This window comes from Phaeobacter sp. JH20_34 (genome assembly GCF_048056095.1).
Taxonomy (GTDB): domain Bacteria; phylum Pseudomonadota; class Alphaproteobacteria; order Rhodobacterales; family Rhodobacteraceae; genus Phaeobacter; species Phaeobacter bryozoorum.
Genome location: NZ_JAYMWT010000016.1, coordinates 1 through 24,755, shown reverse-complemented (window position 1 = coordinate 24,755; position 24,755 = coordinate 1). Strand labels below are relative to the sequence as shown.

Genomic DNA, 24,755 nt, shown 5'->3' with positions numbered 1-24,755 from the left:
GCGTTATGTGATATGGCGCGGAGTGCGTGGGATCAGCGCGTATTTATCGGAATATAGGCGCGGGGTTCCGGCCCGTTGTAAAGGGTCAGCGGGCGGATCAGGATATTGCCGCGCTGCTGTTCGATGCACTGGATGATCCAGCCGGGCATCCGCCCGATGGCAAAGATCGGCACGTAGAGATCCATCGCGATGCCATGCAATTGGTAGATCACGCCGGAGTAGAAATCGACATTCACGTTGAGACCATGGCGGGCGTAGGGTTGCATCGCCTCGACCACGGCTTGCAGGATTTCGTACCATTCCGGCGCGCCCATTTCCGCACCCAGCTGGCGCACGCCGTCGCGCATATGCCGCGCGCGCGGGTCTTCCTTGCGGTAGACGCGGTGGCCAAATCCGGTGACGGCCTCCTTGGCGGCGCGTTTGGCCTTCACATAGGCGGCGGCTTTGTCGGGGGTGCCGATCTCATGCACCATCTTCATCACGTCTTCGGCAGCGCCGCCATGGGCCGGACCTGCAAGGGTGGAGAGCGCGGTGACAATGCCGCCGTGCAGATTGGTTTCGGTCCCGATGGTGACGCGCGCGGCAAAGCTGGAGGCGTTGGCGCCATGTTCGGCGTGCAGGATGAAATCCACATCCGCCAGCCGGGTGGCCTCGGCTGTGGGTTTTTCACCCTTCAGCATCCACAGCCAGTTGCCGGCATGGCTGAGATCCATGTCGGGAGCGACAACCTCGCGGTCATTTCGGATCGCGTCATGGGCGGCGATGATGATCGGCACCTGCGAAATCAGCCGGATGCCGTTTGCGACGAAGGCGTCTTCGCCCACCTGCTGGCTGTCTGGTTCGAGCGCGGCGAGGGCGGAGACGGCAGTGCGCAGCACATCCATCGGATGGCCATCCTTGGTGGCGCGGATGATATCGAGCACCGCCGACGGCAGCACCCGCGCGGATTTCAGCGCGGCGTCAAAACCGGCCAGTTCCTCGGTAGTGGGCAGCTCGCCGTGGATCAGCAGGTAGGAGACTTCTTCAAAGGTCGAGTGCGTCGCCAGATCGTGAATCGAATAGCCGCGATAGCTCAGCTCGCCCTTGGCGCCATCAATGTCGGAGACCCCGGAGCGTTCGAAGTAGATCCCCTTGAGGCCGCGGTTGATCTTGACGTCATCGCTCATTGCTGGCTCCTTTCCCCGCAAGGGAGATAAAAATGACTGTACTTGAAAAGGCATATGCGCAGGCCCGCAACCGCAAGGCGCGGGTGGTGTTCCCCGAAATGGACGATCCCAGAGTGGCGGCCGCCGTCGACCAGCTGACCCGCGCGGGGCTGGTGGAGGCGGTGCCTTTGGCGCCGCTGTCTGACGCGCATGTGGAGGTGCTGGTGGCCGCGCGCGGCATGAAAGAGGGGATTGCCAAGCGGATGCTCGCAAAACCCTTGTACCGTGCGGCCGCGATGGTTTCTGCGGGCGAAGCGGATGCGATGGTGGCGGGTGCGGATGTGCCCACGCGTCGGGTGATCGAAGCGGCGAGTATCGGCATCGGGCTGGATGCAGGGGTCAGCACCGCCTCGTCGTTTTTCCTGATGATCTTTCCCGATGGGCGCGAATTGGTGTTTGCCGACTGTGCCGTCAACGTGGCGCCGGATGCCGCGCAACTGGCTGATATTGCACGGGCTTCTGCGCGCTCTGCCGAGGCGCTCTTGGGGGCTGCGCGGGTTGCGATGCTGTCGTTTTCCACCGGCACTTCGGGCGATGGCGACAGTGTGGCGCTGGTGCGCGCGGCGGCAGAGGCCAGCGGATTTGCAGGTCCGGTGCAGGCGGATGCGGCGCTCAATCCTGCGATTGCCGAGAAGAAGGGCATCGCCCCGGTTAAGGCCAATGTGCTGATCTTCCCGACGCTGGATGCGGGCAATATCGGATACAAACTCTGCCAGGAATTGGGCGGCGCGCAGGCGCTGGGGCCGTTCTTGCAGGGCTTTGCCAAGCCGGTCTGCGATCTGAGCCGGGGCGCCTCGGTCGAGGATATCGTGGCGGCGACCGTTCTGACGGTGGCGCAGATCTGATCCGGCGCGTGAGATGGCAGGAGGGCGGGGGCGGCGATCATGGCGTCCCCATCAGGGTCTGGGCATCCATGGCGATCTGGCGCTCTTCCTCGGCCTCGACCACCCAGATCGCCACCTTGGAGCTGGCCGCATGTAGGCGCGATTTGCGGGCGTGGTTGGCATCCACATCCATCCGCGCGCCGATCCATTCCAGACCGCGCAGGATGCGGGCGCGCACACCCACCGCGTTTTCGCCGATGCCGCCGGTGAAGGCGATGGCATCAAGCCCCTCCATTGCGGCAATCAGACTGCCCGCATGACGCAGGCTCCAATAGCAGAAATGTTCGATGGCAAAGGCGCTGTCAGCACTGGGGTCGAGCATCAGGTTGCGCATGTCGGATTTGCCACCTGACAGGCCGAGAAGGCCACTTTCGTTGTTGAGGATCGCTTTGGTGCGGTCGAGGCCGTTGTCCTCGACCAGGCGCAGTACCGCATTGGCGTCGATCCCGCCTGACCGCGTGCCCATGGTGAGGCCATCCAGGGGCGAGTAGCCCATGGTGGTAGCAACGGACTGGCCATTGCGGATCGCACAAAGCGAGGCGCCGTTGCCAAGGTGGAAGGCCAGCAGGCGCGAGGGCAGGGCGGCGCCGGAAATCTCCGGCAGGCGCCGCACCAGCGAGGCGTAGGACAGACCGTGAAACCCGTAGCGGCGGATGCCCTTGGTCTCTTCCACGCGGGGGATCGCATAGCGCGTTGCGACCTCGGGGTTGGTGGCGTGAAACGAGGTGTCAAAGCTGGCAAACTGCGGCAGATCGGGCGCGGTGGCGGCCATGGTGTCGATCGCGGCAAGGCTGTGGGGGTTATGCAGCGGGGCAAGCGGCGTGCAGTCGGCGATCTCGGCCCGGATATCGGGGGTGATCCGCACCGGCTTGGTCAGCTTGCGCCCGCCATGCACCACCCGGTGGCCCACGGCGGCCAGATCTGCGGGATCAATGCCGTGGTCCGGCAGCGCCGCCAGAATGGCCGCCAGCGCCTCGGCATGGGTGGGGAACTGGCTGTCCCGGCTGTCGCCCGCGATGCGCAGGCGCGATTGCGGCGTGCCGATCCCCTCGGCCAGACCGGCGAGCCGCTGAGTGAGGTCGGCGTCGAAGATCGCGAATTTGATCGAGGAGGATCCTGCATTGAGGATCAGGATATCGGCGGCGGATCGGGGGCTCATAGCGCAACCTTCGCGATATTGAGGGCGGCCAGAGCCGCCAGCAGGGTGACGACATAGCGACGAAACAGATGCGGCGCGGCGAGCGCAAAGCCGCGTGAACCAACCCAGACGCCCGCGCCAAGGATCGGAAAGGCAAGGAGAACCCCCCAGAGCGTGTCCGGCCCGGTCAACCCATGGGCGGACATCACCGGCAGGGCCATCAGGTCGATGCCGGTGAGAAACACGATCATCGTGGCGCGAAACACCGCAGGCGGGATCGGCTGCGCGGTCATGAAGGCGGCGGCGGGCAGACCGCCGACACCTGCGCTATTGGCCATGCCGGAGGCCATGCCCACGGCGACATGACCGGTGGTGCCGATGGGCCGCGCGAGGCTCCAGCCACTGAGCAGGAGCAGGCTGAGCGCAAAGATCAGCACCGAGATCACCAGCCGGGCCTGATCCGGGCCAAGGCGCGCCATCACGGCCACGGCGGGCAGGGTGGCAACGGCGGCACCTGCCAAGAGGGCCGCCGATCTGCGCCAGTCGATATGGGGGCGGATGCCACGCGCCTGAAAGACGGTCATCGCAATCTCGCAGGCAAAGACCACAGGGATCAGCGGCAGCGGGTTGGTGATGAGAGCGGCAAGGATGATGAAGATCGCGGAAAAGCCAAAGCCGGAGTAACCGCGGATAAAGGCCGCCGCAAACAATGCGGCGGCCAGAAAGGCGCCCGCGCCCATTGAGAGATCAAAAGGCAGGGGCATTTGCGTCAGACCTGCTGTTCGCGCATGTCGGCCTTGTCGATGCCTGCCACGCGGACCGGCTTCTTCATGGCGTCACGGCGGAACGGTTCCCCCAGTTCCTGGTTGATCATGGCTTCGATCAGGGTGGTCTTGCCGTTTTTCTGGTCCTCGATGGCCTGCGCCAGTGCCGAGGTCAGCTCGTCCATGGTGCGGGCCACAACGCCGTTGAGACCACAGGCCTTGGCGATGCCTGCATAAGAGACCTGCTCGTCCAGCTCGGTGCCGACGAAGTTGTCGTCAAACCACAGGGTGGAGTTCCGTTTCTCCGCGCCCCACTGGTAGTTGCGGAACACGACATGGGTGATGGCGGGCCATTCCTCGCGGCCGATGGCGGTCAGCTCGGTCACGGCGATGCCGAATGCGCCGTCGCCGGAGAAGCCGACGACAGGGGTGTCCGGGCAGCCGATCTTGGCGCCGATGACAGCGGGCAGACCATAGCCGCAGGGGCCGAACAGGCCGGGGGCGAGGTATTTGCGGCCTTCGTCAAAGGAGGGGTAGGCGTTGCCGATGGCACAGTTGTTGCCGATGTCGGAGGAGATGATCGCCTCACGGGGGAGGGCCTGCTGGATGGCGCGCCATGCCATGCGCGGGCTCATCCAGTCGGGTTTGTCGTCGCGGGCGCGCTGGTTCCAGGTGGTGCCCGGATCGTCGTCCTCGTGGGTCATTTCAGTCAGCTGCTGGGCCCAGCGGGATTTGGTTTCCGCAATGCGGTTCCTGCGTTCGTCGCGGCCCGCGTCACCGGCGGTGTCGCTCAGCTGCGCCAGAATGCCATTGGCCACTTTGGCGGCATCGCCGATGATGCCGACGGAGACTTTCTTGGTCAGGCCGATGCGGTCGGGATTGATATCGACCTGAATGATCTTGGCATTGGCCGGCCAGTATTCCATGCCGTACCCCGGCAGGGTGGAGAACGGGTTCAGACGGGTGCCGAGGCAGAGGACGACGTCGGCGTCCTTGATCAGCTCCATGCCGGCCTTGGACCCGTTGTAGCCCAGCGGACCTGCAAACAGCGGGTGGTTGCCGGGGAAGGCATCGTTGTGCTGGTAGCCCACGCAGACCGGAGCATCCAGACGCTCGGCCAGTGCTTTCGACGCGGCGATGCCGCCCTTGGACAGGACAACACCGGCACCGTTCAGGATCACCGGGTTCTTGGCTTCGGAGAGCAGTTTGGCCGCATCGCTGACAGCGGTTTCGCCACCGGAGGGGCGTTCGAATTCGACGATGGCGGGCAGTTCGATGTCGATGACCTGGGTCCACATGTCGCGCGGGATGTTCAGCTGCGCAGGTGCTGAGGCGCGTTTGGCGTTCATGATCACACGGTTCAGCACTTCGGCCACGCGGGAGGGGTCGCGGACCTCTTCCTGATAGGCCACGCAGTCGGCGAACATGCGCATTTGTTCCATTTCCTGGAAACCGCCCTGACCGATGGTCTTGTTCGCGGCCTGCGGGGTGACCAGCAGCAGCGGCGTGTGGTTCCAGTAGGCGGTTTTGACGGCAGTTACGAAGTTGGTGATGCCGGGGCCGTTCTGAGCGATCATCATCGACATCTTGCCGGTGGCGCGGGTGTAGCCATCGGCCATCATCCCGCCGGAGCCTTCATGGGCGCAGTCCCAGAAAGTGATGCCGGCTTCGGGGAAGATGTCGGAAATCGGCATCATGGCCGAGCCGATGATGCCAAACGCATGTTGGATGCCGTGCATTTGCAGTGTTTTTACAAATGCTTCCTCGGTGGTCATTTTCATCGCGTGTTCTCCTGATGAGACGCCAATAGGGCCGGCACAGAGGCCGGGATGACTCTGGTGTATTCCGCCGCGCGAGGGGCGGTTAGGGCCAGTTCGCGGGCTGGATTAAGACCAGTATTCCGGGGCGTGCTGAATGCTGCGCTGCGGCGGCAAACGGGGCGCAGGCACGGCGCGTCCCGAGCGCGTTCTGATCGCGGCCTGATGGCGCTTCAGGCACGCTTGAGGCAGGCACCGGGCACGCTTTGGGGGCGGTCCGGGTGGGATTGCCTTGCAGGGCTAGCCTGCCTTTGCGCGGCAGGGGCGCAGGGCATCGGCCAGCAGCGCCAGACCCGGCTCGATCCGGCTGGACGGGATCGAGGAATAGCCCAGCCGGTAATAGTTCTGTTTGCGGTGTTCGGCGGCAAAGAAGGGCGCGCCGGGTTCGATCAGGACGCTTTTTTCAACCAGCGATCGGGCAACAACCGCAGTATCCACGTGATCCTCGGCCCGCATCCAGAGGGAAGAGCCGCCGTAGACGCCGACCCCGGCGACGCTGAGCCCGTGATCGGTCACCGCCGTTTCGATCACGCAGCGGCGGTCATGCAGCACTTTGGCCATGCGGCGGATCTGGGCGTCGTAATGGCCGAGCGACAGGAAATAGGCCACGGTGCGCTGCACATGGCCGGGCGGGTGGCGCAGCACATTGGCGCGCAGCGCGCGGGCCTGACGGATAAATGGCTCGGAGCCGACCAGATAGCCAAGGCGCAGCCCCGGAAAGAGCGATTTGGAGAAGCTGCCGACATAGACCACCCGGCCATCGGCATCGAGCGACTTCAGCGCGGGGGAGGGCGCGCCGAGGAAGGACATTTCAAACTCATAATCGTCTTCGACAATCACCGCGTCGATCTCGCGGGCGCGTTCCAGCAGCTGCTTGCGCCGCGCCATCGGCATGGTGGCGGTTGTCGGGCTCTGGTGGCTGGGGGTGGTGAAGATGACATCGGTGTCATCGCGAATGGCATCCGGGGGCAGCCCGTCGTGATCCACCGGCAGGCAGTCGATCTGACAGCCGCGATAGACCAGCTGATCGCGCAAGGTGTAATAGGTCGGATCCTCAAGCGCGGCCTTGCGGCCCGGTCCCAGCAGCAGCTGGGTCACCAGCCAGAGCGCGTTCTGGGCGCCAAGGGTGATCAGGATCTCCTCGGGCCGGGCAGAGATGCCGCGCCGGGGCAGGGTATGGCGGGCGATATATTCCACCAGAAGCGGGTCGTCCTGATCGAAATAGTCGTTGGTCAGGGCCGCAAAATCCTTTTGCCCCAGCGCGCGCAGGGCACAGAGCCGCCAGTTGGCGTGGTCAAACAGCGTGGCATCGGCCTGCCCGTAGATGAAGGGATAGCGGTAGTCGCGCCAGTTCTGCGGTTTGCGGGGCGTATCGCCGCCGCAGTAGTTGCCGACGATGGTGGAGGCCCAGTCGACCGTATCGGCCGATTTCTGCGAGGGCGCATAGCTGGGCGGCACCGGGGCATTCTCGGAGACATAATAGCCCGACCGCCCTCTGGAGATCAGGTAATCATTGGCCAGCAGCTCTGTGTAGGCCAGCGTCACGGTGATGCGGCTGATGCCCAGATGCGCGGCGAGTTTGCGCGAGGACGGCAGTTTTTCCCCGACCCGCAGGCGGCCGGAGAGAATGCCCTCGGCAATCATTTCTTGGATCTGCGCCTGCAGGGTGCCTTGCGCGTCGGGGTTCAGAAAGAAGGTGTCGACAGAGATAGCCATGAATCACTGTAGGCTGGACATAAATGGGGTGCAATCTGGACTTACGTGTTTTTTGCACGCTTGCGGAGGAAAACCCAGCCGCCGCGTCAGGCCCGTGATGCCGCATCTTGCCCGTGATGATGGTGATGGTGAGAAAGCGGATCCGCCGTACCGGGCCGGGTTACCTGTCTGACAGATGTTGCAGGTGGGCGCGGATCGTGGGCCATTCGGCGGCGGTGATGGAATAGACGGCGGTGTCGCGCAGGGTGCCATTGGCCAGTATCATATGCGCCCGAAGGATCCCGTCGAGCTGCGCGCCGAGCCGTTCGATGGCGGCCCGGCTCTGGCGGTTGAGACGATGGGTGCGGAACTCCACTGCGATGGCCCCGAGCGTTTCAAACGCATGGGTGAGCAGCAGCCGTTTGCATTCGGTGTTGATCCCGCTGCGCTGCACCGATCTGCGATACCAGGTGGAGCCGATTTCCAGCCTGCGGTTGGCGGCGTCGATGTTCATATAGGTGGTCATGCCGACCGCGCGACCTGTCTGATCCAGCACGGCGAAGGGGGCCATTTTGCCGCTCTGTTGCAGGGCAAGACGACGGCTGATTTCGGCCCCGATATCCTGCGGTGCGGGCACTGTCGTGTACCACAGCCGGTGCAGGTCACCCTCGGCGGCGGCTTCGGCCAGATCGCTGGCGTGATCGGGCAGAAGCGGGGTGAGGCTGACGGTCTTGCCCGTCAGCGGCAGGGGAGACGCCCACATGGTTGCGCACCTTTGATCTGAAACATCCGACCCAGAGATGCAGAAAAGGTGGCCCTGTGGTAAGGGCCACCTTTGGATTTTTCGATCAGGCCAGATTGGACCGGTCTGTCAGGCCTGACTTATCAGGCCTGCTGGGGGGGTGATCAGCCAAACACCTTGGTCAGGGCCACATCCACCGCGTCGGTGATCTTGTCCACGTCTTCCGGCGTGACGATCAGCGCGGGGCTGAAGCACAGGGTGTTGTTCTTGCCCGGAATGGAGCGGTTGGTCACGCCGATGATGACGTTCTGATTGCCACATTCAGCCACAACCGCCTGCGCCAGTTTCTCGTCCACCGGTTCCTTGGTCTCGCGGTCAGCGACCAGTTCGGCGCCGAGGAACAGACCCTTGCCGCGGACATCGCCGATGACCTGATGTTTCTCCATCAACGCCTCGAGGTTGGCCTTCATCCGCGCGCCCATGGCGGTGCAATTGTCGAGCAGGTTCTCGTCTTCGATGATCTGCATATTGACCAGCGCGGCCGCTGGGCCGGCGGTGCAGCCGCCAAAGGTGGAGATATCGCGGAAGTAGTTCATCGGATCACTGGCGTCATCCTTGAACATGTTGAAGACCTCCTCGGTGGTGACAAGGCAGGCAATCGCGGCATAGCCGGAGGCCACACCTTTGGCCATGGTCACGAAATCAGGCTGGATGCCGTAGTGCTGATAGCCGAACCAGGTGCCGGTGCGGCCAACGCCGCAGACCACTTCGTCGATGTGCAAGAGGATGTCGTACTGTTTGCAGATCTCCTGCACGCGCGGCCAGTAGCCTTCGGGCGCCTCAATGACGCCGCCGCCTGCGGTCACCGGTTCAAGGCAGAGCGCGCCGACGGTGTCGGGGCCTTCGCGCAGGATGACCTCTTCGATCAGGTTGGCGGCGGCAATGCCGAACTCCTTGCCGGAGAGATGCTCCAGACCCAGCTCGTGCTTGCGGTATTCCATGCAGTGGGGAACCTTCACGAAATCTGGCGCGAAGGGGCCGTATTGCATATTGCGCTCTTCCTGACCGCCTGCGGACATCGTCGCGAGGGTCGAGCCGTGGTAGTCGCGGTCGCGGTAGAGGATCTTGGTTTTCTTGCCGCCGTATTTCTTGTGCGCGATCTGGCGCACCATCTTGAAGGCTTTCTCATTCGCCTCGGAGCCGGAGTTGTTGTAATAAACCCGGCTCATCCCCGGCATTTTCGAGATCAGCTTCTCGGCGAACAGTGCACCGGGGATGGACCCTGCCGACTGGGCAAAATAGCAGAGTTTCATCAGCTGATCGTAGACCGCCTTGGCGATCTCCTCGCGGCCATAGCCGACGTTGACGGTCCAGACACCGCCGGAGACGGCATCGAGCCATTCCTTGCCGTTCTGGTCCCAGACCCGCATACCCTTGCCCTCGACGATGATGCGGGGGTCGTTTTCCTCAAACGGTTTGTGCTGGATCAGGTGATGCCAGACGTTGGCCTTGTCGGCGGCGATGACCCGGCTCAGGTCGTTTTCATTGAACGTGCCATCCATGACATGCCCTTTCCAAGTTGTTCGAAAATGCGATCCGCCACCGGTCGGCTGGCCAGACTCGCCCTGTCACTACGAAACGCTATAATTACGTTTTGCTCTAGGTCCAGTTGTCGGCGCAATTTAGCTCCAGACGCGGAGCTGGCGGATGAGTTCTGTAAAAAACATATGTTCTGGAATTGCCGGATTGAGAACGTGTGTTGTTCTGCGCCAGATCGGTGCAGGACACAGGCGGAGCGACGCGTTGACGACATATCATCTGATGGTGGCCCCCAATGGGGCACGGCGGCAGCAGGCGGATCATGCAGCGCTGCCACTGCGTACGGCGGAGATTGCCGCGACGGCGGCGGCCTGTCAGCGCGCCGGGGCGGATGCGCTGCATCTGCATGTGCGCGACCGGGACGGGGGGCATTCGCTGGATGCCGGGCGCTACCGGGAGGCGATGGCGGCGGTGGCCGAGGCCGCGCCGGGCATGGCGATCCAGATTACCACCGAGAGTGCCGGGATTTTTGACGTGGCCGATCAGCTGGCCTGTCTGGAGGCGCTGCGTCCGGCGGCGGCCTCGATCTCGGTGCGGGAGCTGGCACGCGATGCGGATCTGGCGGCGCGGGCCTATGCGATCTGCGCCGAGGCCGGGACACAGGTGCAGCATATCCTTTATGACCTGAACTGTGTGGCCCTGCTGCGGGCGGGCTATGCTGCGGGGCGGATTCCCGCAGCGATGCGGTCAGCGATATTCGTTCTGGGCCGCTACGCGCCGCCGCGTCTGGCCCATCCGTCGGAGCTGCGCCCGTTTCTGGCGGCAACTGCGGATCTGGATCTGGACTGGGGACTCTGCGCTTTTGGCCATAGGGAACATGATTGCCTGCTGGCGGGGCTTGAGGCCGGGGGGCGGCTGCGGATCGGGTTTGAAAACAATACCCAGGCTGCGGACGGTTCGGAGTATTCTGACAACGCGGCCTCTGTCGCGGCTTTTGTCGAACGTGCCGGTGCGGCGGGGCATCTGCCTTGTGCGCGCTCTGTTTTCAATGATCAAGGAGCTCAGCCATGAGCCATGTTTTTCCGCGCCATACCAAGGCCAATCTGCCCACTGCCGTTGGGGGCGATGGCTGTTATCTGATTGATGCCAATGGCAAACGCTATTTCGATGGCTCCGGCGGCGCGGCGGTGTCCTGTCTGGGGCATTCCGATGCCGAGGTGATTTCAGCCGTGCAGGCGCAGGTGGGCCAGCTGGCCTTTGCCCATACCGGGTTCATGACCTCGGAACCGGCCGAGGCGCTGGCGGATCTGTTGATTTCACAGGCGCCGGGGGATCTGGACCGTGTCTATTTCGTCTCTGGCGGATCCGAGGCGACCGAGGCCGCGATCAAGCTGGCGCGGCAATATCATCTGGAGCGCGGCGACAGCGCGCGGCGTCATGTGATCGCGCGCAGGCAGAGCTATCACGGCAACACGCTGGGGGCGCTGGCGGCGGGCGGCAATGAATGGCGACGCCAGCAGTTTGCGCCGCTGCTGATTGATATTTCGCATATCGCGCCCTGCTATGAATATGTTGACCGGGGCGACGGCGAGAGCCGCTATGACTATGGCCAGCGTGTCGCCAATGAGCTGGAGGCGGAGATCCTGCGGCTTGGGCCTGAGACGGTCATGGCCTTCATGGCGGAGCCCGTGGTGGGGGCGACATCCGGCGCGGTGCCTGCGGTTGAGGGCTATTTCAAGCGTATCCGCGAAATCTGCGACCAATATGGCGTGTTGCTCATTCTGGATGAGGTGATGTGCGGCATGGGGCGCACCGGGCATCTGTTTGCCTGCGAGGCGGATGGTGTTGCGCCCGATATCCTCTGTATCGCCAAGGGTCTGGGCGCTGGCTATCAGCCGATTGGCGCGATGCTGTGCAGCCGCCGGATCTATGACGCCATTGAAGGCGGCAGCGGGTTTTTCCAGCATGGCCACACCTATATCGGGCACCCGGTGGCAACGGCGGCGGGGCTGGCGGTGGTGCGGGCGCTCCTGGATCGCGGGCTGGTGCAGCGCAGCGCCGAGATGGGCGAGACATTGCATGGCGCATTGGTCGAGGCCTTTGGCCAGCATCCTCATGTTGGCGATCTGCGCGGGCGCGGGTTGTTCCGCGGGATCGAGCTGGTGGCCGACCGGGAGAGCAAGACGCCCTTTGATCCCGGCCTAGGTATTGCGGGCAAGCTGAAGAAGGCCGCGTTCGAGGCCGGGCTGATCTGCTATCCGATGGCGGGCACGCGGGATGGGCGCAACGGCGATCATATCCTGCTCGCGCCGCCCTTCATCCTGACGCAGGATCAGATCGGCGAGATCACTGACAAGCTGAAGATTGCGCTGGCGCAGGTTCTGCCTGCTTCGGGCTCTGGAACCGGGTGAGATCGCGGGCGACTCGGGCGTTTGGCGATCACGTTGGTGGGCCGTAGCCGGATTGTGCAGGTTTTGATCGGCGGACTGGCAGGTTTTGAGATCATTCTGTGAAAAGAATGATGGGCTCACGCAGTATATGAGTGATGTTTCTTCATATCTTCTTGGTAGTATCTCTGCATAACTCCAAGAGGACCGATCAAATGACCACAGATATCGCCCCTGCCAACCTTCTTGATCGCTTTCGCGCATCACTTGCCGGGGCGGATTGTCTGGAGCGCCTGCGTGCGGGTGTCATTGGTGAGGGGGCCGAGCTGCCGGGGCCAAATGGGCCGGTCAAGATGATCTACGCCGATTATGTCGCCTCTGGCCGCGCCCTGCGGCAGGTTGAGGACTTCGTTCTGACGGAGGTGCTGCCGTTCTATGCCAACAGTCACACCGAGGCGTCTTATTGCGGCAGCTTCATGACCCGGCTGCGTGGCGCGGCACGGCAGACGATTGCGCGGATCTGCGGCGCCGATGATCGCTTTGCCACGGTGTTTACCGGATCGGGCGCAACGGCGGGTCTGAACCGGCTGGTGCATCTGCTGGGGGTGTCCGGCGCGGTGGCGGCGGGGCAGCGGCCGCTGGTGATCCTTGGCCCTTATGAGCATCACTCAAACATCCTGCCCTGGCGCGAAAGCGGCGCCGAGGTGGTGGAGATTGCCGAAGCGGCCGAGGGTGGGCCGGACATGGCGGAGCTGGAGGCGGTCTTGCAGGGGGCGGCAGGCGGCGACCGCCTGATCGTGGGGGCGTTTTCAGCGGCCTCCAACGTGACGGGGATTGTCACCGACACCGATGCGGTCAGCCGGTTGCTGCGCCGGTACGGCGCGCGGGTGGTCTGGGATTATGCGGGCGGTGGCCCCTATCTGCCGATGGATATGGCGGCGGGCACCGATGCCGAGAAGGATGCGATTGTATTTTCCGCCCATAAATTTCTGGGCGGGCCGGGGGCATCCGGCGTGATGATCCTGCGCAAGGCGGCAGTGGCCAGCACACGCCCGACGCTGCCCGGTGGCGGCACGGTGAAATTCGTCTCGCCCTGGCAGCATGACTACGCCGAGGATCTTGCCGCCCGAGAAGAGGCCGGCACGCCCAATGTGGTGGGCGATATCCGCGTCGCGCTCTGCCTGCTGGTCAAGGAGGCGATGGGTCAGGCGTTTATGGACCGGCGGCAGGAAGAGCTGCGCCAGCGGGCGCTGGCGGCCTGGCAGGGTCTGCCCAATCTGCAAATCCTTGGCAATCCGAACGCCAAGCAGAAGCTGCCGATCTTTTCGTTTCAGGTGCAGGATCCCGAGACCGGCGCGCCGATCCACCAGCAGCTGTTCACCCGGATGCTGTCGGATCACTATGGCGTTCAGGCCCGCGGCGGCTGCGCCTGTGCCGGACCTTATGCGCATCGGCTGCTGAACATCGGGCAGGTGCAGTCCCGCGCCATGCGGGCGGCCATTCTGGGTGGCAAGGAGATCGAGAAGCCCGGTTGGACGCGGCTCAACTTCTCCGCCACGCTGAGCGATGAGAAAGCCGATGCGATCATCCATGCGGTGCGGGACCTGGCGCAGGATCCGCAGCGGTTCTGCGAGGGCTATAACGTCGATGTCTCTACCGCGCGATTTGCGCCGAAGGTGGCATAATGTGCCGTCTGCTCGCCTGGAACGGGGCCCCGCGCTATCTTGAGGATCTGGTGTTCGTACCGGAACATTCGCTGGTGCATCAGTGCCGTAACGCGCTGATCTGCAAGACGCCGATCAATGCTGATGGGTTTGGTATGGCCTGGTATTCGGACCGGCCCGAACCCTGTCTGTACAAGGATACGCATCCGGCCTGGTCCGATCCAAATCTGGCGCAGATTTCGCGCCACACCAAGACCGGGCTGTTTCTGGCGCATGTGCGCGCCTCGACCGGGACGGCGACCTCGCGCAACAATTGCCATCCGTTTGCCAGTGGCAAATGGAGCTTCATGCACAATGGTCAGGCCGGCGGGCATATGATGTTCCGCAAGCGGCTGGACACGATGATCCCGGATGCTTTCTACGATCACCGTCTGGGCGGCACCGAGAGTGAGGCGATTTTCCTGATCGCGCTTGGGCTTGGGCTTGATGAGGATCCGATTGGCGCGGTGGCGGCGGCGGTACAGCAGGTCGAAGCGGTGTCGCGCGATCATGGCACCACGCCGCATATGCGGTTTGGCGCCTGCTGGTCCGATGGTACCCGGCTTTTTGCGGCGCGCTATGCCTCTGATCAATACGCACCGAGCCTCTATTACCGGATCTACGATGAGGGGGTGATTGTCACCTCCGAGCCGCTGGACAGCGACACCCGGAACTGGATCGAGGTGCAGCCGAACCGTGCGCTGGTCGTCGAAGGGGGGCGGGTTGTCGAGCTGCCGTTCACGGCGGCGCTGGCGGCGTAGCCATCCGGGCGGGTCAGAGCGGGGGCTCTGACGGGTCTCAGATCTTGCCTGTAACTGAGCCTTTGACCGGGCTTTTGACTGGCCCCTAAACTGGGCCTCTGCCCGCCCTCCCATATATCAGGGGGATCGCGGGAAGAGGCCGGTTGACTATCCCTACGATGCAGCGCAACCCTGTGGCGAAAATGGACGGGGATAGCTGAGCCGCCCGGCAGGGGTGGTCCGGCGCCCGGACCTGTGTCGGAGGAACCATGTCGCGTGAGGGATCACCCACCTACCCGTTGATCCGAAATGTCGGGCTGTCCGGTATGCTGGTCAGCTTTGGCGATCAGCTGGATGAGGCCACCAATCGCGCCACGCTGGCCTTTCGCGGTGCGGTCGACGATCTGGCGCTGAGCGGCGTGGTGGAAACCGCGACATCGCTGGCCTCGGTCTTTGTGCGGTTTGACCCGGCAGAGCTGCCGCATGAGCGTTTGCACGCGGCACTGGCGGATCTGTTGCAGACACGGGACTGGCGCCAAGCGCCCTTGCCGCAGGGGCGGCGGTTCTGGCGGGTGCCCACGGTCTATGGGACCGAGCTTGCGCCGCAGCTGGCCGAGGCGGCGGATCTGGCGGGCCTGAGCGAACAGGCGGCAATTGACGAGCTGGGCGCGGCGCGGGTCAGGGTGCTGACCATCGGATTTGCCCCCGGGCAGCCCTATCTGGGCACTTTGGGCGAACACTGGGACATCCCGCGCCAGAGCGAAGTCACCCCTCAGGTGCCGGTCGGGGCGCTGGTGCTTGCGATCCGCCAGTTCGTCCTGTTTTCAACCGCGTCACCGACCGGCTGGCGCCATGTCGGGCAGACTGGTCTGACGCTGTTTCAACCCGAAGCCGCCGATCCATTTGCGCTGCGGGCGGGGGATGAGTTGCAGTTCGAGCCGGTCGGAACGGCCGAGTTCCTGCGTCTGCGCGAGACCGGTGCGCCGCAGGGCGGGGCCATTGTCAGCGAGGTTTCGGCATGAGAGCGCTGCGGGTTCTGCGGATCGGTCCCTCCTGCACGGTGCAGGACGGCGGACGGGTTGGCTATATCGGGCAGGGGCTGTCGCAGGGCGGCGCGGCGGATCGGCTGGCGCTCGCCGAGGGCGCGGCGCTGCTGCGGCAGGATGCCGGGTTGGCGGCGCTTGAGATGGCCGGCATGGGCGGGCTGTTCGAGGCAACCGAACCCATGCGGATTGCTCTGACCGGCGCCGAGATGCAGGCTACGCTGGATGGTGCGCCGCTGGTCTGGAACGGCTCGCACAGGATTGAACCGGGGCAGCGGCTGGAGATTGGCGCGGCCCGGCGCGGCGTCTATGGCTATCTGCATCTGGGCGGCGGATTGGCCACACCACAGCGGTTGGGCGGACGGTCGACGCATCTGGTGGCAGCCCTTGGCGCGCCGCTGGCCGAGGGCGATATCCTGCCGGTTGGCGAGGAGACGACGCCGGCGGCGCGGCGGGTGACCGGGCTTTGCCTTGATGTGGCGGATCGGTTCTCCGGCGGCGAGCTGCGGCTGGTCGAGAGTTTCCAGTCCGATCTTTTTGACCCGGCGGTGCGTCGGCGGTTTGCCGAGACGCCGTTCACGCCGGGGCGGCGCGCCAGCCGCATGGCGCTGCAACTGATGTCCGACGGCGAGGGATTTGCCGCAGCGGGGCAGCTGAACGTGCTGTCGGAGGTCATCGTGCCGGGCGATGTGCAGATGACCGGCGATGGCCGCCCGTTCCTGCTGCTGCGCGAGGCGCAGACCACCGGCGGCTATCCCCGGATCGGTACGGTTCTGCCCTGCGATCTGTCGCGGGCGGTTCAGGCGGCGGCTGGGGCTGTGCTGCGGTTTCGCTGGGTCTCGCTGGCCGAAGGGCTGGCGCAGCAGGCGGCGCATGACGCGGCGCTGGCGCGGCTTCCCTCTGCCTGCCGACCGTTGCTGCGCGATCCGGCTGATATGGCTGACCTTCTGTCCTATCAGTTGATTGGTGGCGTGGTTTCCGCCGCAGCGGATCCTTTTGAACCCCGAGATGAGCCTGGAGCCGAGACATGAGCAAAACCGTCGATCTGAACGCCGATATGGGCGAAAGCTTTGGACCTTGGACGATGGGCGATGATGCAGCCCTGCTTGACGTGGTCTCCTCGGCCAATATTGCCTGCGGGTTTCATGCGGGCGACCCGGATGTGATGGCCGCGACCATGGCACTGGCGCGGGATCATGGCGTCGGGATCGGCGCGCATCCCGGTTTCGATGATTTGCAGGGGTTTGGCCGCCGCAAGATGCAGGTGCCGCAGGATACGCTGGCCAATCTGATCCGCTACCAGCTGGGCGCAGCGCAGGGCATGGCGCGGGCAGCGGGCACCGAGGTGCGCCATCTGAAGCTGCATGGCGCCCTGTCGAATATGGCCTGCGTCGATCACGGCATGGCGCGGACCTGCTATGAGGCGGCGCTGGATCTGGACCCGGATCTGATCATCATGGTGCTGGCCGCCACCGCCATGGAGGAGGTGGTGCGCGAGCTGGGCTGCAACTGGTGCGGTGAGATCTTTGCCGACCGGGCCTATAATGACGATGGCACGCTGGTGGACCGGTCGCTGCCCGGCGCTGTGATCCATGACCCGGAGATTGCGGGACCGCGGATCCTGAAGATGGTCGCGGAAGGCGCGATCATCACGGAGAGTGGCGCCCGCATTCCCACGGCCATCGACACCATCTGCCTGCATGGCGACACGCCCACGGCGGTGCAGCTGGCCCGTTCGGTGCGCCAGTCGCTCTCTGATGGTGGAATCGCTATCCGTGCCTTTGAGGGCCGACGCGGTTAGGCAGGGTGATGTGAAATTGGATGTGAATAATTTTGATGTATATCAATAGCTTGTATCGCTAAGTATTTAAATTGGATGTTGGAGCCTATTCCAATCTCCGATTTCTGGAGTAAACCTGTGGCAGCCCATCCCTGTATCAGGTCTCTGCCATGCCTCTTCGTCTGTTCTCGACCCGCTCACGCCCCATACATCTGGGCCCCTTTCCGATGGAGCGGTTGCAGCCCGGGGTGATGCCGGATCTGACGGCGGTGCCGCCATTTCAACGGCTGAGTTTTGCCCGGCCCGATATGCCTGCCTCTATCGTCAATGCGATGGGCGAATATCAGGCGATGATGGATGCGATCTGCGACGGGCTGGTCAACAAGGCGCAAGCTGACTGCCCGAGCGATCCGCAGGAGCGGGCCGATCATATCAAGGCCTTTGGCTATTTCAGCGATGCGGCGATGGTGGGGATCGGGCCGATGCCTGCCTCTGCCCGGCTGCACGTGCCTTATCGCAACCCCGATATCGACCGTCTGGCCCACGACCTGAAGACCCGCCAGACCAAGACGCTGGCCTCTGGCATCGACATGATCATGGCGGATCTGCGCGATGCGATGGAGGCGCCGCCGACCACCATCGGCGATCACACCCATTCGATTGTGTTCCTGTACGACATGCCGCGCGACCCGCGCCCGGAGGAGGCGGGCTGCGACTGGCTGGAGGGGGCCGAGCGGCACCGCGCCTGTCTGCGGGCCTCGGAGACGGCGGTGGTGCTGGCGAATTACATCCGTCTGCTGGGCTGGGACGCAAAGGCGCATACCGGGACGTCGGCGGATGTGGATCTCAATCAGCTGACCGTTGCGGCGGGGCTTGCGACGGTTGAGGATGGCAAGCTGGTGAACCCCTATCTGGGGACACGGTTTGGCGTTGCGGTTGTAACCACCGATTTCGACATGGCGCAGGACAAGCCGCTGTTGCCGCAGGATCTGCAACCGGTGATGCAGGTGAAGGGGCCGAAATGGTGGCTGGGGATCGGGTCGGAACGCTCAGCGCTGAATGGCGACCCCTTTGCCCGCCGCGATTTCCGCGATGGCCCGCATCCGTTTGAAACGCTGAAGCGGGTGGAGGATCCCACCACCTATATTGACGAGGCGCGGGTGGCGCGGGTGCCCAAACGCGCCGACATGTTTGCCCGCAGCCAGTTCGGCGATATGGGCAAGACCAATCAGCAGGCCGCAACTGGCGGGTTCTACGTGCGCAAGGCCGCGCCTTCGATGGCGCAGCGGCGGATGCTGGGGGCCTTTGTGCTGTTGCAGGATGGTGCGCCGGCCACGCAGGCACCGCGCCCCACGGATGCGGAGCGCAATGCGGCCAACATCAAGGCGGCGAGCTATTGGCTGGGGATTGATGCGGTGGGGATCAGCCGCTGCCCGGAGTGGACCTGGTACAGCCATGACGCCACCGGAGCCGAGATCCACCCGGAACATGATCAGGCGATTTCGATGATTGTCGATCAAGGCTTTGACACCACCGAGGGCACCTCGGGGGACGACTGGATTGCAGTGGCGCAGTCGATGCGGGCCTATCTGCGGTTTTCGTTGCTGGGCGGTGTGATTGCGCGCCAGATCCGCAACCTTGGCTACAAGGCGAAGGCCCATACGGTGATGGATGGTGAGGTGTTGCAACCGCCGCTGCTGCTGTTGTCGGGGCTGGGGGAGGTGAGCCGGATTGGTGAGGTGATCCTGAATCCCTTCCTCGGACCGCGTCTGAAGTCCGGTGTGGTCACTACCGATATGCCAATGGTCCATGACAAGCCGATCGATTTTGGCCTTCAGGCGTTTTGCGAGGCTTGCAACAAATGTGCGCGCGAATGCCCGTCGGGGGCGATCACGGCCGGGCCGAAGCTGATGTTCAATGGCTATGAAATCTGGAAGTCGGACAGTCAGAAATGCACCACCTACCGGATCACCACGCCCGGCGGGGCGATGTGCGGGCGGTGTATGAAAACCTGCCCCTGGAATCTGGAGGGGATATTCAAGGAAAAACCCTTCCGCTGGGCGGCGATGAATATGCCAGCGGCGGCGCCTGCGCTGGCGCGGCTGGATGACATGGTCGGCAATGGCGAGATGAACCCGGCCAAGAAATGGTGGTGGGATCTGGAGCTGGAAGAGGACGGCGGCTATCGCCCGACGCGCCACCCGGTCAATGCGCGCGCGCTGCAAAAGGAACTGGATCTGCGCTATGAGGATCAGACGCTGGCGGTGTACCCCGCGCATCTGGCGCCGCATCCCTGGCCCTATCCGTTTCCTATGGACCGGGAGGCGGGGATCGAGGCCTATCAGGCGATGATCACCGCCGAAGAGTACAAAGCCCTCCGGGCGCGGGGCGAGACCGGCGATTGGGATCACATTTATACCAATGACAGCGACAGCCCGGTTCTGCGGGTGGAGGTGTCGAATGTCGATGTGATGAGCGATGGCGTCACCAAGTACGAGTTCCAGAGCCTCGACGGCAGCCCCTTGCCCGAATGGACGGCGGGGGCGCATCTGGACATCGTGGTGGCACCGGAGTTCCTGCGCCAGTATTCCATGTCCGGTGACCCGGCGGATCGGTCGAAATATCAGATCGGGGTGTTGCGTGAGGATGTGGGGCGAGGGGGATCGAAGCTGCTCCACCGGATTTTCACTAAGGGACGGCGGGTCTTTATCTCCAAACCGATCAACCATTTCCCACTGGTGGAGGAGGCCAGCCGCAGTTTCCTGATGGGGGGCGGCATCGGGGTGACGCCGATGATTGCGATGGCGCATCGTCTGCATGCGTTGGGACAGCCGTTTGAGCTGCATTACTCCGTCCCCTCGCGCAAGGATGCAGGCTATCTCGACGATCTTGCAGCGATGCGCTGGGCGGACAATGTGCGGGTGCATGTCTCGGATGAGGGCAGCCGCGCCGATCTGGACCAGCTGCTGGCAGGGTATCAGGACGGCTGGCATGTCTACAGCTGCGGGCCGGATCGCTACATGAATGGGGTGATGGAGGCGGCAGAGCGTCAGGGCTTCCCTGAGGAGGCGCGCCATCTTGAGTATTTCTCGGTGCCGGAGGTGCCGGAGTATGAAAACCACGACTTCACGCTGAAGCTGGCGCGCTCGGGGCGTGAGGTGTTGGTGCCTGCGGAGAAAACTGCCACCGATGTGCTGGCGGAGAACGGCATTCATATTGATGTGAAATGTTCCGACGGCATCTGTGGTGTTTGCAAATGCGGGCTGGTTTCAGGCGAGGTGGAACACCGCGATTTCGTGCTGTCCAAGGCGCAGCGCAAGGGCGCGGTGATCCTGTGCCAGTCACGGGCCGCAGAAAAGGGCGGCGTGATCGAGGTGGATCTCTGAGCGCTGCGCGGAGGCGTCAGCCGGCCGCAAATAAAACGGGCCGCGCGTGACGTCGCGCGGCCCGTATCGTGCTGGTAGGTCGCGGTTTAGCTGTCCCTTGCGGCCTTCATCTCGCCTGCGCGGATCAGGGCTGTGGCCAGCGCGCTTTCGGAGATCGGTTTTTGCACAATCGGGCAGGGCGGGTAGATATCGACGATATCCTGCACCTCGCCATAGCCGGTGGTCAGTACAAAGGGGATGCCCTGCCGGGCCAGCTCCTCGGCCACCGGCACCGATTGTTCGGAGCCGAGATTGACGTCCAGCACCGCATATTCAAAGCCGCCCTCCGCCAGTGCGTCCAGCGCCTTGCCGACGGAGGAGGCGCTGGCGACCTCGAAGAAACCCATATCTTCGAGCATTGCGGTAAGATCCATGGCGATGATGAAACTGTCCTCAACCACCAGCGCCTTGCCCTGAAGCTGCGCGGCCTGTTGGGCCGGATCCACCGTGATGGTGGTCTTGGCGACAGTTGTCTCATCGACGATCTTGTGCAGGTAGAGGGTGGGAATGCGGAACGATGCCTCAAGACCTGTGGTCTTGTACTGGATCTTGGCATCGCCCTTCAGCTCATGCGGGATGGAATTCTCCACGATCGAGGAGCCAAATCCGCGCCGCGAGGGAGGGGCAACCGGTGGCCCGCCCCGTTCGACCCAGTCGATCAGAAGCGCGCCGCTGTCTTCTTCCTTCAGGGTGATGATGACCCGGCCCACCCCGTTGCTGAGCGCGCCGTGCTTGACGGAGTTTGTGGTCAGCTCATGCAGGACAAGCGCCAGCGTGGTGAACGCCGTCGGCAAGATCAGCGCGTCAGGACCGTTGATCACCACCTCATCAGGACGCCCGGTGGTATAGGCCTCCAGTTCGCAGGTTATAAGGGCGCGCAGAGAGGCGGGCTCCCATTGTTCGCTGGTCAGCTGGTCATGGGCGCGTGCCAGCGAATGGATGCGGCCATCAAGATTGTCGGTAAATTCGGTCAGCGTGCGCGCCGTTCCCTTGGTCTGGGTGACCAGCCCGCGCATCAGGTTGAGGATATTGCGGACCCGGTGGTTGAGTTCGGAGATCAGCAATTGCTGCTGTTCCTCGGCCCGCGCCCGTTCGGCATTGGCGGCCTCGGTCACCTTGAGGAAGATTTCCAGCAGCACGGTGCGCAGCAGATTGGCACTGTGAAGGGCTTCCTCTGCCCAGGGGACACTGCGCCATTCCACGGTTTCCTGCCAGGCCTCAAAGCTCTTGCGCGGGGTAAGGCGCACGCCATTGGGGCCGACCTCCATCGGTTTGGTCGGATCCCCCGCCCATTCCACGGTCTGCGAGATCTTGCGCCGACACAGGATCAGATAGTCGCGCGGGCGTTTGGAGATCGGGATCGCCAGAATGCCTGCGCAGCGGTCGATGTAGTCGCGTGCGGGTTCGTGAAGGCTCTCCAGCTGGTTGGTGGAAAAGGCGGTGGTGCCGATGGTCACATCCAGCATCCGCGCCAGCGACCGGGTTTCCTCGGCGGTCGGGGTGAGGCCGGTGGCCTGGAAGTCGCCATCTGAGTAGAGCACCAGCCCGTCATGCGGGATCACGTCCTGAATATCCTCGGACACCGATATCAGGCTGTCCTTGAACGGGCGGCCATCCGCCAGCATCGCCATCAGCTGCGTTTGCAGCCGGTTCATGTTCTTTTCTTCGCGGCTGCGCTGCTTGGTCTCGAACTGGCTCAGCTCATAGGAGAAGACATGGGCAAACATCTCGATCGCGGTGCGGCGCTCATAATCAATGTAGCGCGGGCGATTGTGGTGGCAGGCAAACAGCCCCCAAAGCTCGCCATCCTTCATGATCGACACCGACATCGAGGCGCGCACGCCCATGTTGCGCAGATATTCCAGATGGATCGGCGACACGGCGCGCGTCACCGCCAGCGACAGGTCCAGCGGGGCGCCGTCGATCTTGAAGGCGGGGGTGATCGGTGATCCGGCATCATCCACATCCGCAATCAGCCGCAGCAGCGAGCGTTTGTAGAGCGCGCGTGCCTGAACCGGGATATCGGAGGCGGGAAAGAACATGTTTTCGTATTTCTTGGTCCGGTCGCTGCGCACCTCGGCAATGACCTGGCCGGACTGATCGGGCTGGAACTGATAGACCATCACGCTGTCGAAACCGGAAAGCGCCTGCAGGCCCCGTGCCGCCCCCTGCGCCAGTCGGGCGATGCCCTCATCGCGGCGCAGCTGCGAGAAATGCGGATAGATCTCCGACATCACATCGCGCTCGCTGCGGTCGAACTTCGGTTCGAACTCCACCACCAGATGGCGCCCGCTCTGATGGATGCTGATATCAAAGGCCTGAACGCCGGTCTTCAGCGGGATGTTGAAAAAGCGCAGGCTGCTGTCCGGAGCTTCCAAGGCGCCCAGATTGCGGCGAATGCGGCTGAAGGCCGCCTCGGTGATCAGCCCTGCCAGCGACTGGCCGATGGCCTCCTCAGCCGCGATGCCCAGGATTTCCTGCAGGTTCTCCGAAGCATGCTGCACGATCCAATCGGTCGATAAGGCGATCAGCCCGCCATAGGATTGCACCCGGCCCAGTTGATGAATGGGTTCGCGATCGCAGTTGGTCAGGGTCGTGGTGGAAACGGTTTGTTCCAAAGCCATTATACAGGCCCTTTTTATTGGGATGTTATCAATATCATGCGCGCTGTCCGATCCACGCAGTCTTCTCAGCAGTCTTATATATCAAGCGGGTAATTCAATCGGTGTGGTGCCGAACGGTGTAAGCCGGGCGGCGGTCTGGAAAAGGTCAAACCCCTTGCGGGTATCCGCCACGATCCGATGCGCCAGCGCGCCATCGGGGGGGAGGTGATCCAGATCATCGCATGTTGCCCGCCATGGCGCCAGATGGTCGCGCGGTCTGAAATAGTCAGGCAGCTCCCCCGGTCCTGCGGCATCGCTCAGGCGGCGGCGCAGCACCTCATTGCCCATGCGCGAGCCAAGCACCAGATAGTCGACGGCTGTGGGGTGCAGCTCTGGCGTATCCGCTGCAATGACGGCCGGCTGTCGCCCCATGGCGGCGCAATCCGCGCGCAGGGCGTCGATCAGCGCTGCCAGCAGCGGGCTGGCGCGACCGGTCTGGCCGCCGCTGGTCCGCGATAGCGCGTAGAGCGCAGTATGCTGACAGCTGAGAAACCAGGCGAGATGGGGCAGGGGGCTTTCGTGAAACGGGGCAAAGGCCCGCTCTGCCGCGTCATGTTCCACACGGGTGATCCGGCGCAGCATGTGGCGGAAACCGTCATTCGTAGCGCGCGCTCCGTCTTGGCCGGGGGCAGGTGCCGGGGGGGCTGCTGACGCACGGCTCTCCGCCGCTCGCTGCGCGGACTGGGATAGGGGAAGGTCTCTCATCGTCTTTTGTCTTGGTTCCGCGATTGCGCTGTTGATTCCGTGGCAGCCCAGGCATCAGCGGGCCCGGGCGGGTCGTGCCTTCCATCGCAGTCGGCGGGCGATGAGGAGGACATTGACCAGTGTTCTGACCGATGCCGCCCCGCCCCGGCTGCGGCTCCACCAAAGCCTATGATGGTGCGACGACACAAGCCATAGCCTTTATAGTGACCTCGCGGCGCGGGTCGATTTTGCGAGCCGGGGGCCGCGGCGTGGACTTTTTACGCTGAGAGTCCCGTGCTCGGGGCGCGTGACGCGCTGAGACACCGAGTCGGATGAGCGCGAGTCGGCAGGCGTTTAGTGGTCCCGGGCGTGCGTACCTCTATATATAGATTTGAGCGGGGGGATCTTTGGAGATCGCGCCTGCGGTTGCGGGCCGAATGGATCACGGAAGCTGGGTTAATCTGTCGAATATGGATGTGTAATAGTCTGATATTGCTTGATAATATGACTTTTTGCCGGAAACTTCATGAAAATGTCAAAAAACCG

At 63.6% G+C, this 24,755-nt stretch carries 18 protein-coding genes; 9 read left to right on the top strand and 9 right to left on the bottom strand.

Annotation, left to right across the window (positions count from 1 at the left end):
- Nucleotides 1-32: 32 nt before the first annotated feature.
- Nucleotides 33-1,166 carry a citrate synthase gene (locus VWZ81_RS11715; protein WP_416543282.1) on the bottom strand — a complete coding sequence of 378 codons (1,134 nt, stop codon included), beginning with the start codon at nucleotides 1,164-1,166 and terminating at the stop codon, nucleotides 33-35.
- Between the two features lie 32 nt (nucleotides 1,167-1,198).
- Between VWZ81_RS11715 and VWZ81_RS11710 the strand changes: the two genes are divergently transcribed.
- Entirely contained in the window at nucleotides 1,199-2,050 is an 852-nt protein-coding gene (locus tag VWZ81_RS11710) for a phosphate acyltransferase (RefSeq protein ID WP_416543283.1), read from the top strand.
- Between the two features lie 37 nt (nucleotides 2,051-2,087).
- Here VWZ81_RS11710 and VWZ81_RS11705 read toward each other — a convergent pair whose 3' ends face one another.
- From VWZ81_RS11705 to VWZ81_RS11680, 6 genes are all read right to left on the bottom strand, one after another.
- The gene (locus VWZ81_RS11705) at nucleotides 2,088-3,248 is read right to left on the bottom strand and encodes an acetate/propionate family kinase (protein WP_416543284.1); all 1,161 of its coding nucleotides are present in this window, start codon (nucleotides 3,246-3,248) and stop codon (nucleotides 2,088-2,090) included.
- On the bottom strand, nucleotides 3,245-3,991 hold the full coding sequence (locus VWZ81_RS11700; RefSeq protein WP_416535248.1) for a TSUP family transporter: 747 nt from the start codon (nucleotides 3,989-3,991) through the stop codon (nucleotides 3,245-3,247). The genes VWZ81_RS11705 and VWZ81_RS11700 overlap by 4 nt, the downstream gene beginning before the upstream one ends.
- Before the next feature lie 5 nt (nucleotides 3,992-3,996).
- Complete coding sequence (gene xsc, locus VWZ81_RS11695) at nucleotides 3,997-5,772, bottom strand: sulfoacetaldehyde acetyltransferase (RefSeq protein WP_340546827.1); 1,776 nt, start codon at nucleotides 5,770-5,772, stop codon at nucleotides 3,997-3,999.
- Between the two features lie 276 nt (nucleotides 5,773-6,048).
- Nucleotides 6,049-7,524 carry a PLP-dependent aminotransferase family protein gene (locus VWZ81_RS11690; protein WP_340546828.1) on the bottom strand — a complete coding sequence of 492 codons (1,476 nt, stop codon included), beginning with the start codon at nucleotides 7,522-7,524 and terminating at the stop codon, nucleotides 6,049-6,051.
- Nucleotides 7,525-7,684: 160 nt separating this feature from the next.
- Nucleotides 7,685-8,266: a GNAT family N-acetyltransferase gene (locus tag VWZ81_RS11685; RefSeq protein ID WP_416543285.1), complete on the bottom strand. Its 582-nt coding sequence runs from the start codon at nucleotides 8,264-8,266 to the stop codon at nucleotides 7,685-7,687.
- 143 nt (nucleotides 8,267-8,409) lie between these two features.
- Nucleotides 8,410-9,807 (bottom strand): aspartate aminotransferase family protein, encoded by a 1,398-nt coding sequence (locus VWZ81_RS11680; protein WP_340546830.1) that lies wholly within the window; start codon nucleotides 9,805-9,807, stop codon nucleotides 8,410-8,412.
- Nucleotides 9,808-10,048: 241 nt separating this feature from the next.
- On the opposite strand from VWZ81_RS11680, the gene VWZ81_RS11675 reads away from it, so the two are divergent.
- The 8 genes from VWZ81_RS11675 (at nucleotide 10,049) to VWZ81_RS11640 (ending at nucleotide 20,823) form a co-directional block, all read left to right on the top strand.
- Entirely contained in the window at nucleotides 10,049-10,855 is an 807-nt protein-coding gene (locus VWZ81_RS11675; protein WP_416543286.1) for a 3-keto-5-aminohexanoate cleavage protein, read from the top strand.
- Nucleotides 10,852-12,195, top strand: a complete 1,344-nt coding sequence (locus tag VWZ81_RS11670) for an aspartate aminotransferase family protein (protein WP_416543287.1) — start codon at nucleotides 10,852-10,854, stop codon at nucleotides 12,193-12,195. The genes VWZ81_RS11675 and VWZ81_RS11670 overlap by 4 nt, the downstream gene beginning before the upstream one ends.
- Before the next feature lie 191 nt (nucleotides 12,196-12,386).
- Entirely contained in the window at nucleotides 12,387-13,856 is a 1,470-nt protein-coding gene (locus tag VWZ81_RS11665) for an aminotransferase class V-fold PLP-dependent enzyme (RefSeq protein ID WP_416537387.1), read from the top strand.
- Nucleotides 13,856-14,635 carry a class II glutamine amidotransferase gene (locus tag VWZ81_RS11660; protein ID WP_340546834.1) on the top strand — a complete coding sequence of 260 codons (780 nt, stop codon included), beginning with the start codon at nucleotides 13,856-13,858 and terminating at the stop codon, nucleotides 14,633-14,635. The genes VWZ81_RS11665 and VWZ81_RS11660 overlap by 1 nt, the downstream gene beginning before the upstream one ends.
- Before the next feature lie 248 nt (nucleotides 14,636-14,883).
- Nucleotides 14,884-15,636 carry a 5-oxoprolinase subunit B family protein gene (locus tag VWZ81_RS11655; RefSeq protein ID WP_416535243.1) on the top strand — a complete coding sequence of 251 codons (753 nt, stop codon included), beginning with the start codon at nucleotides 14,884-14,886 and terminating at the stop codon, nucleotides 15,634-15,636.
- Entirely contained in the window at nucleotides 15,633-16,688 is a 1,056-nt protein-coding gene (locus VWZ81_RS11650; protein WP_416543288.1) for a biotin-dependent carboxyltransferase family protein, read from the top strand. The genes VWZ81_RS11655 and VWZ81_RS11650 overlap by 4 nt, the downstream gene beginning before the upstream one ends.
- Nucleotides 16,685-17,458, top strand: a complete 774-nt coding sequence (locus tag VWZ81_RS11645; protein ID WP_416543289.1) for a LamB/YcsF family protein — start codon at nucleotides 16,685-16,687, stop codon at nucleotides 17,456-17,458. The genes VWZ81_RS11650 and VWZ81_RS11645 overlap by 4 nt, the downstream gene beginning before the upstream one ends.
- A 149-nt stretch (nucleotides 17,459-17,607) precedes the next feature.
- Nucleotides 17,608-20,823 carry a 2Fe-2S iron-sulfur cluster-binding protein gene (locus VWZ81_RS11640; protein WP_416543290.1) on the top strand — a complete coding sequence of 1,072 codons (3,216 nt, stop codon included), beginning with the start codon at nucleotides 17,608-17,610 and terminating at the stop codon, nucleotides 20,821-20,823.
- An 86-nt stretch (nucleotides 20,824-20,909) separates the two neighbouring features.
- Here the strand turns inward: VWZ81_RS11640 and VWZ81_RS11635 are convergent, their stop codons facing one another.
- Together VWZ81_RS11635 and VWZ81_RS11630 are read right to left on the bottom strand one after the other, a co-directional pair.
- On the bottom strand, nucleotides 20,910-23,486 hold the full coding sequence (locus VWZ81_RS11635; RefSeq protein WP_416543291.1) for an HWE histidine kinase domain-containing protein: 2,577 nt from the start codon (nucleotides 23,484-23,486) through the stop codon (nucleotides 20,910-20,912).
- Nucleotides 23,487-23,567: 81 nt separating this feature from the next.
- On the bottom strand, nucleotides 23,568-24,107 hold the full coding sequence (locus VWZ81_RS11630) for a hypothetical protein (RefSeq protein ID WP_416543292.1): 540 nt from the start codon (nucleotides 24,105-24,107) through the stop codon (nucleotides 23,568-23,570).
- Between the last annotated feature and the right edge of the window lie 648 nt (nucleotides 24,108-24,755).

What these genes read in the sequence shown, in the direction of transcription:
- VWZ81_RS11715 (WP_416543282.1), bottom strand. Translation starts at nt 1,166, where the DNA reads ATGAGCGATGACGTCAAGATCAACCGCGGCCTCAAGGGGATCTACTTC.
- VWZ81_RS11710 (WP_416543283.1), top strand. Translation starts at nt 1,199, where the DNA reads ATGACTGTACTTGAAAAGGCATATGCGCAGGCCCGCAACCGCAAGGCG.
- VWZ81_RS11705 (WP_416543284.1), bottom strand. Translation starts at nt 3,248, where the DNA reads ATGAGCCCCCGATCCGCCGCCGATATCCTGATCCTCAATGCAGGATCC.
- VWZ81_RS11700 (WP_416535248.1), bottom strand. Translation starts at nt 3,991, where the DNA reads ATGCCCCTGCCTTTTGATCTCTCAATGGGCGCGGGCGCCTTTCTGGCC.
- xsc (WP_340546827.1), bottom strand. Translation starts at nt 5,772, where the DNA reads ATGAAAATGACCACCGAGGAAGCATTTGTAAAAACACTGCAAATGCAC.
- VWZ81_RS11690 (WP_340546828.1), bottom strand. Translation starts at nt 7,524, where the DNA reads ATGGCTATCTCTGTCGACACCTTCTTTCTGAACCCCGACGCGCAAGGC.
- VWZ81_RS11685 (WP_416543285.1), bottom strand. Translation starts at nt 8,266, where the DNA reads ATGTGGGCGTCTCCCCTGCCGCTGACGGGCAAGACCGTCAGCCTCACC.
- VWZ81_RS11680 (WP_340546830.1), bottom strand. Translation starts at nt 9,807, where the DNA reads ATGGATGGCACGTTCAATGAAAACGACCTGAGCCGGGTCATCGCCGCC.
- VWZ81_RS11670 (WP_416543287.1), top strand. Translation starts at nt 10,852, where the DNA reads ATGAGCCATGTTTTTCCGCGCCATACCAAGGCCAATCTGCCCACTGCC.
- VWZ81_RS11665 (WP_416537387.1), top strand. Translation starts at nt 12,387, where the DNA reads ATGACCACAGATATCGCCCCTGCCAACCTTCTTGATCGCTTTCGCGCA.
- VWZ81_RS11660 (WP_340546834.1), top strand. Translation starts at nt 13,856, where the DNA reads ATGTGCCGTCTGCTCGCCTGGAACGGGGCCCCGCGCTATCTTGAGGAT.
- VWZ81_RS11655 (WP_416535243.1), top strand. Translation starts at nt 14,884, where the DNA reads ATGTCGCGTGAGGGATCACCCACCTACCCGTTGATCCGAAATGTCGGG.
- VWZ81_RS11650 (WP_416543288.1), top strand. Translation starts at nt 15,633, where the DNA reads ATGAGAGCGCTGCGGGTTCTGCGGATCGGTCCCTCCTGCACGGTGCAG.
- VWZ81_RS11645 (WP_416543289.1), top strand. Translation starts at nt 16,685, where the DNA reads ATGAGCAAAACCGTCGATCTGAACGCCGATATGGGCGAAAGCTTTGGA.
- VWZ81_RS11640 (WP_416543290.1), top strand. Translation starts at nt 17,608, where the DNA reads ATGCCTCTTCGTCTGTTCTCGACCCGCTCACGCCCCATACATCTGGGC.
- VWZ81_RS11635 (WP_416543291.1), bottom strand. Translation starts at nt 23,486, where the DNA reads ATGGCTTTGGAACAAACCGTTTCCACCACGACCCTGACCAACTGCGAT.
- VWZ81_RS11630 (WP_416543292.1), bottom strand. Translation starts at nt 24,107, where the DNA reads ATGCTGCGCCGGATCACCCGTGTGGAACATGACGCGGCAGAGCGGGCC.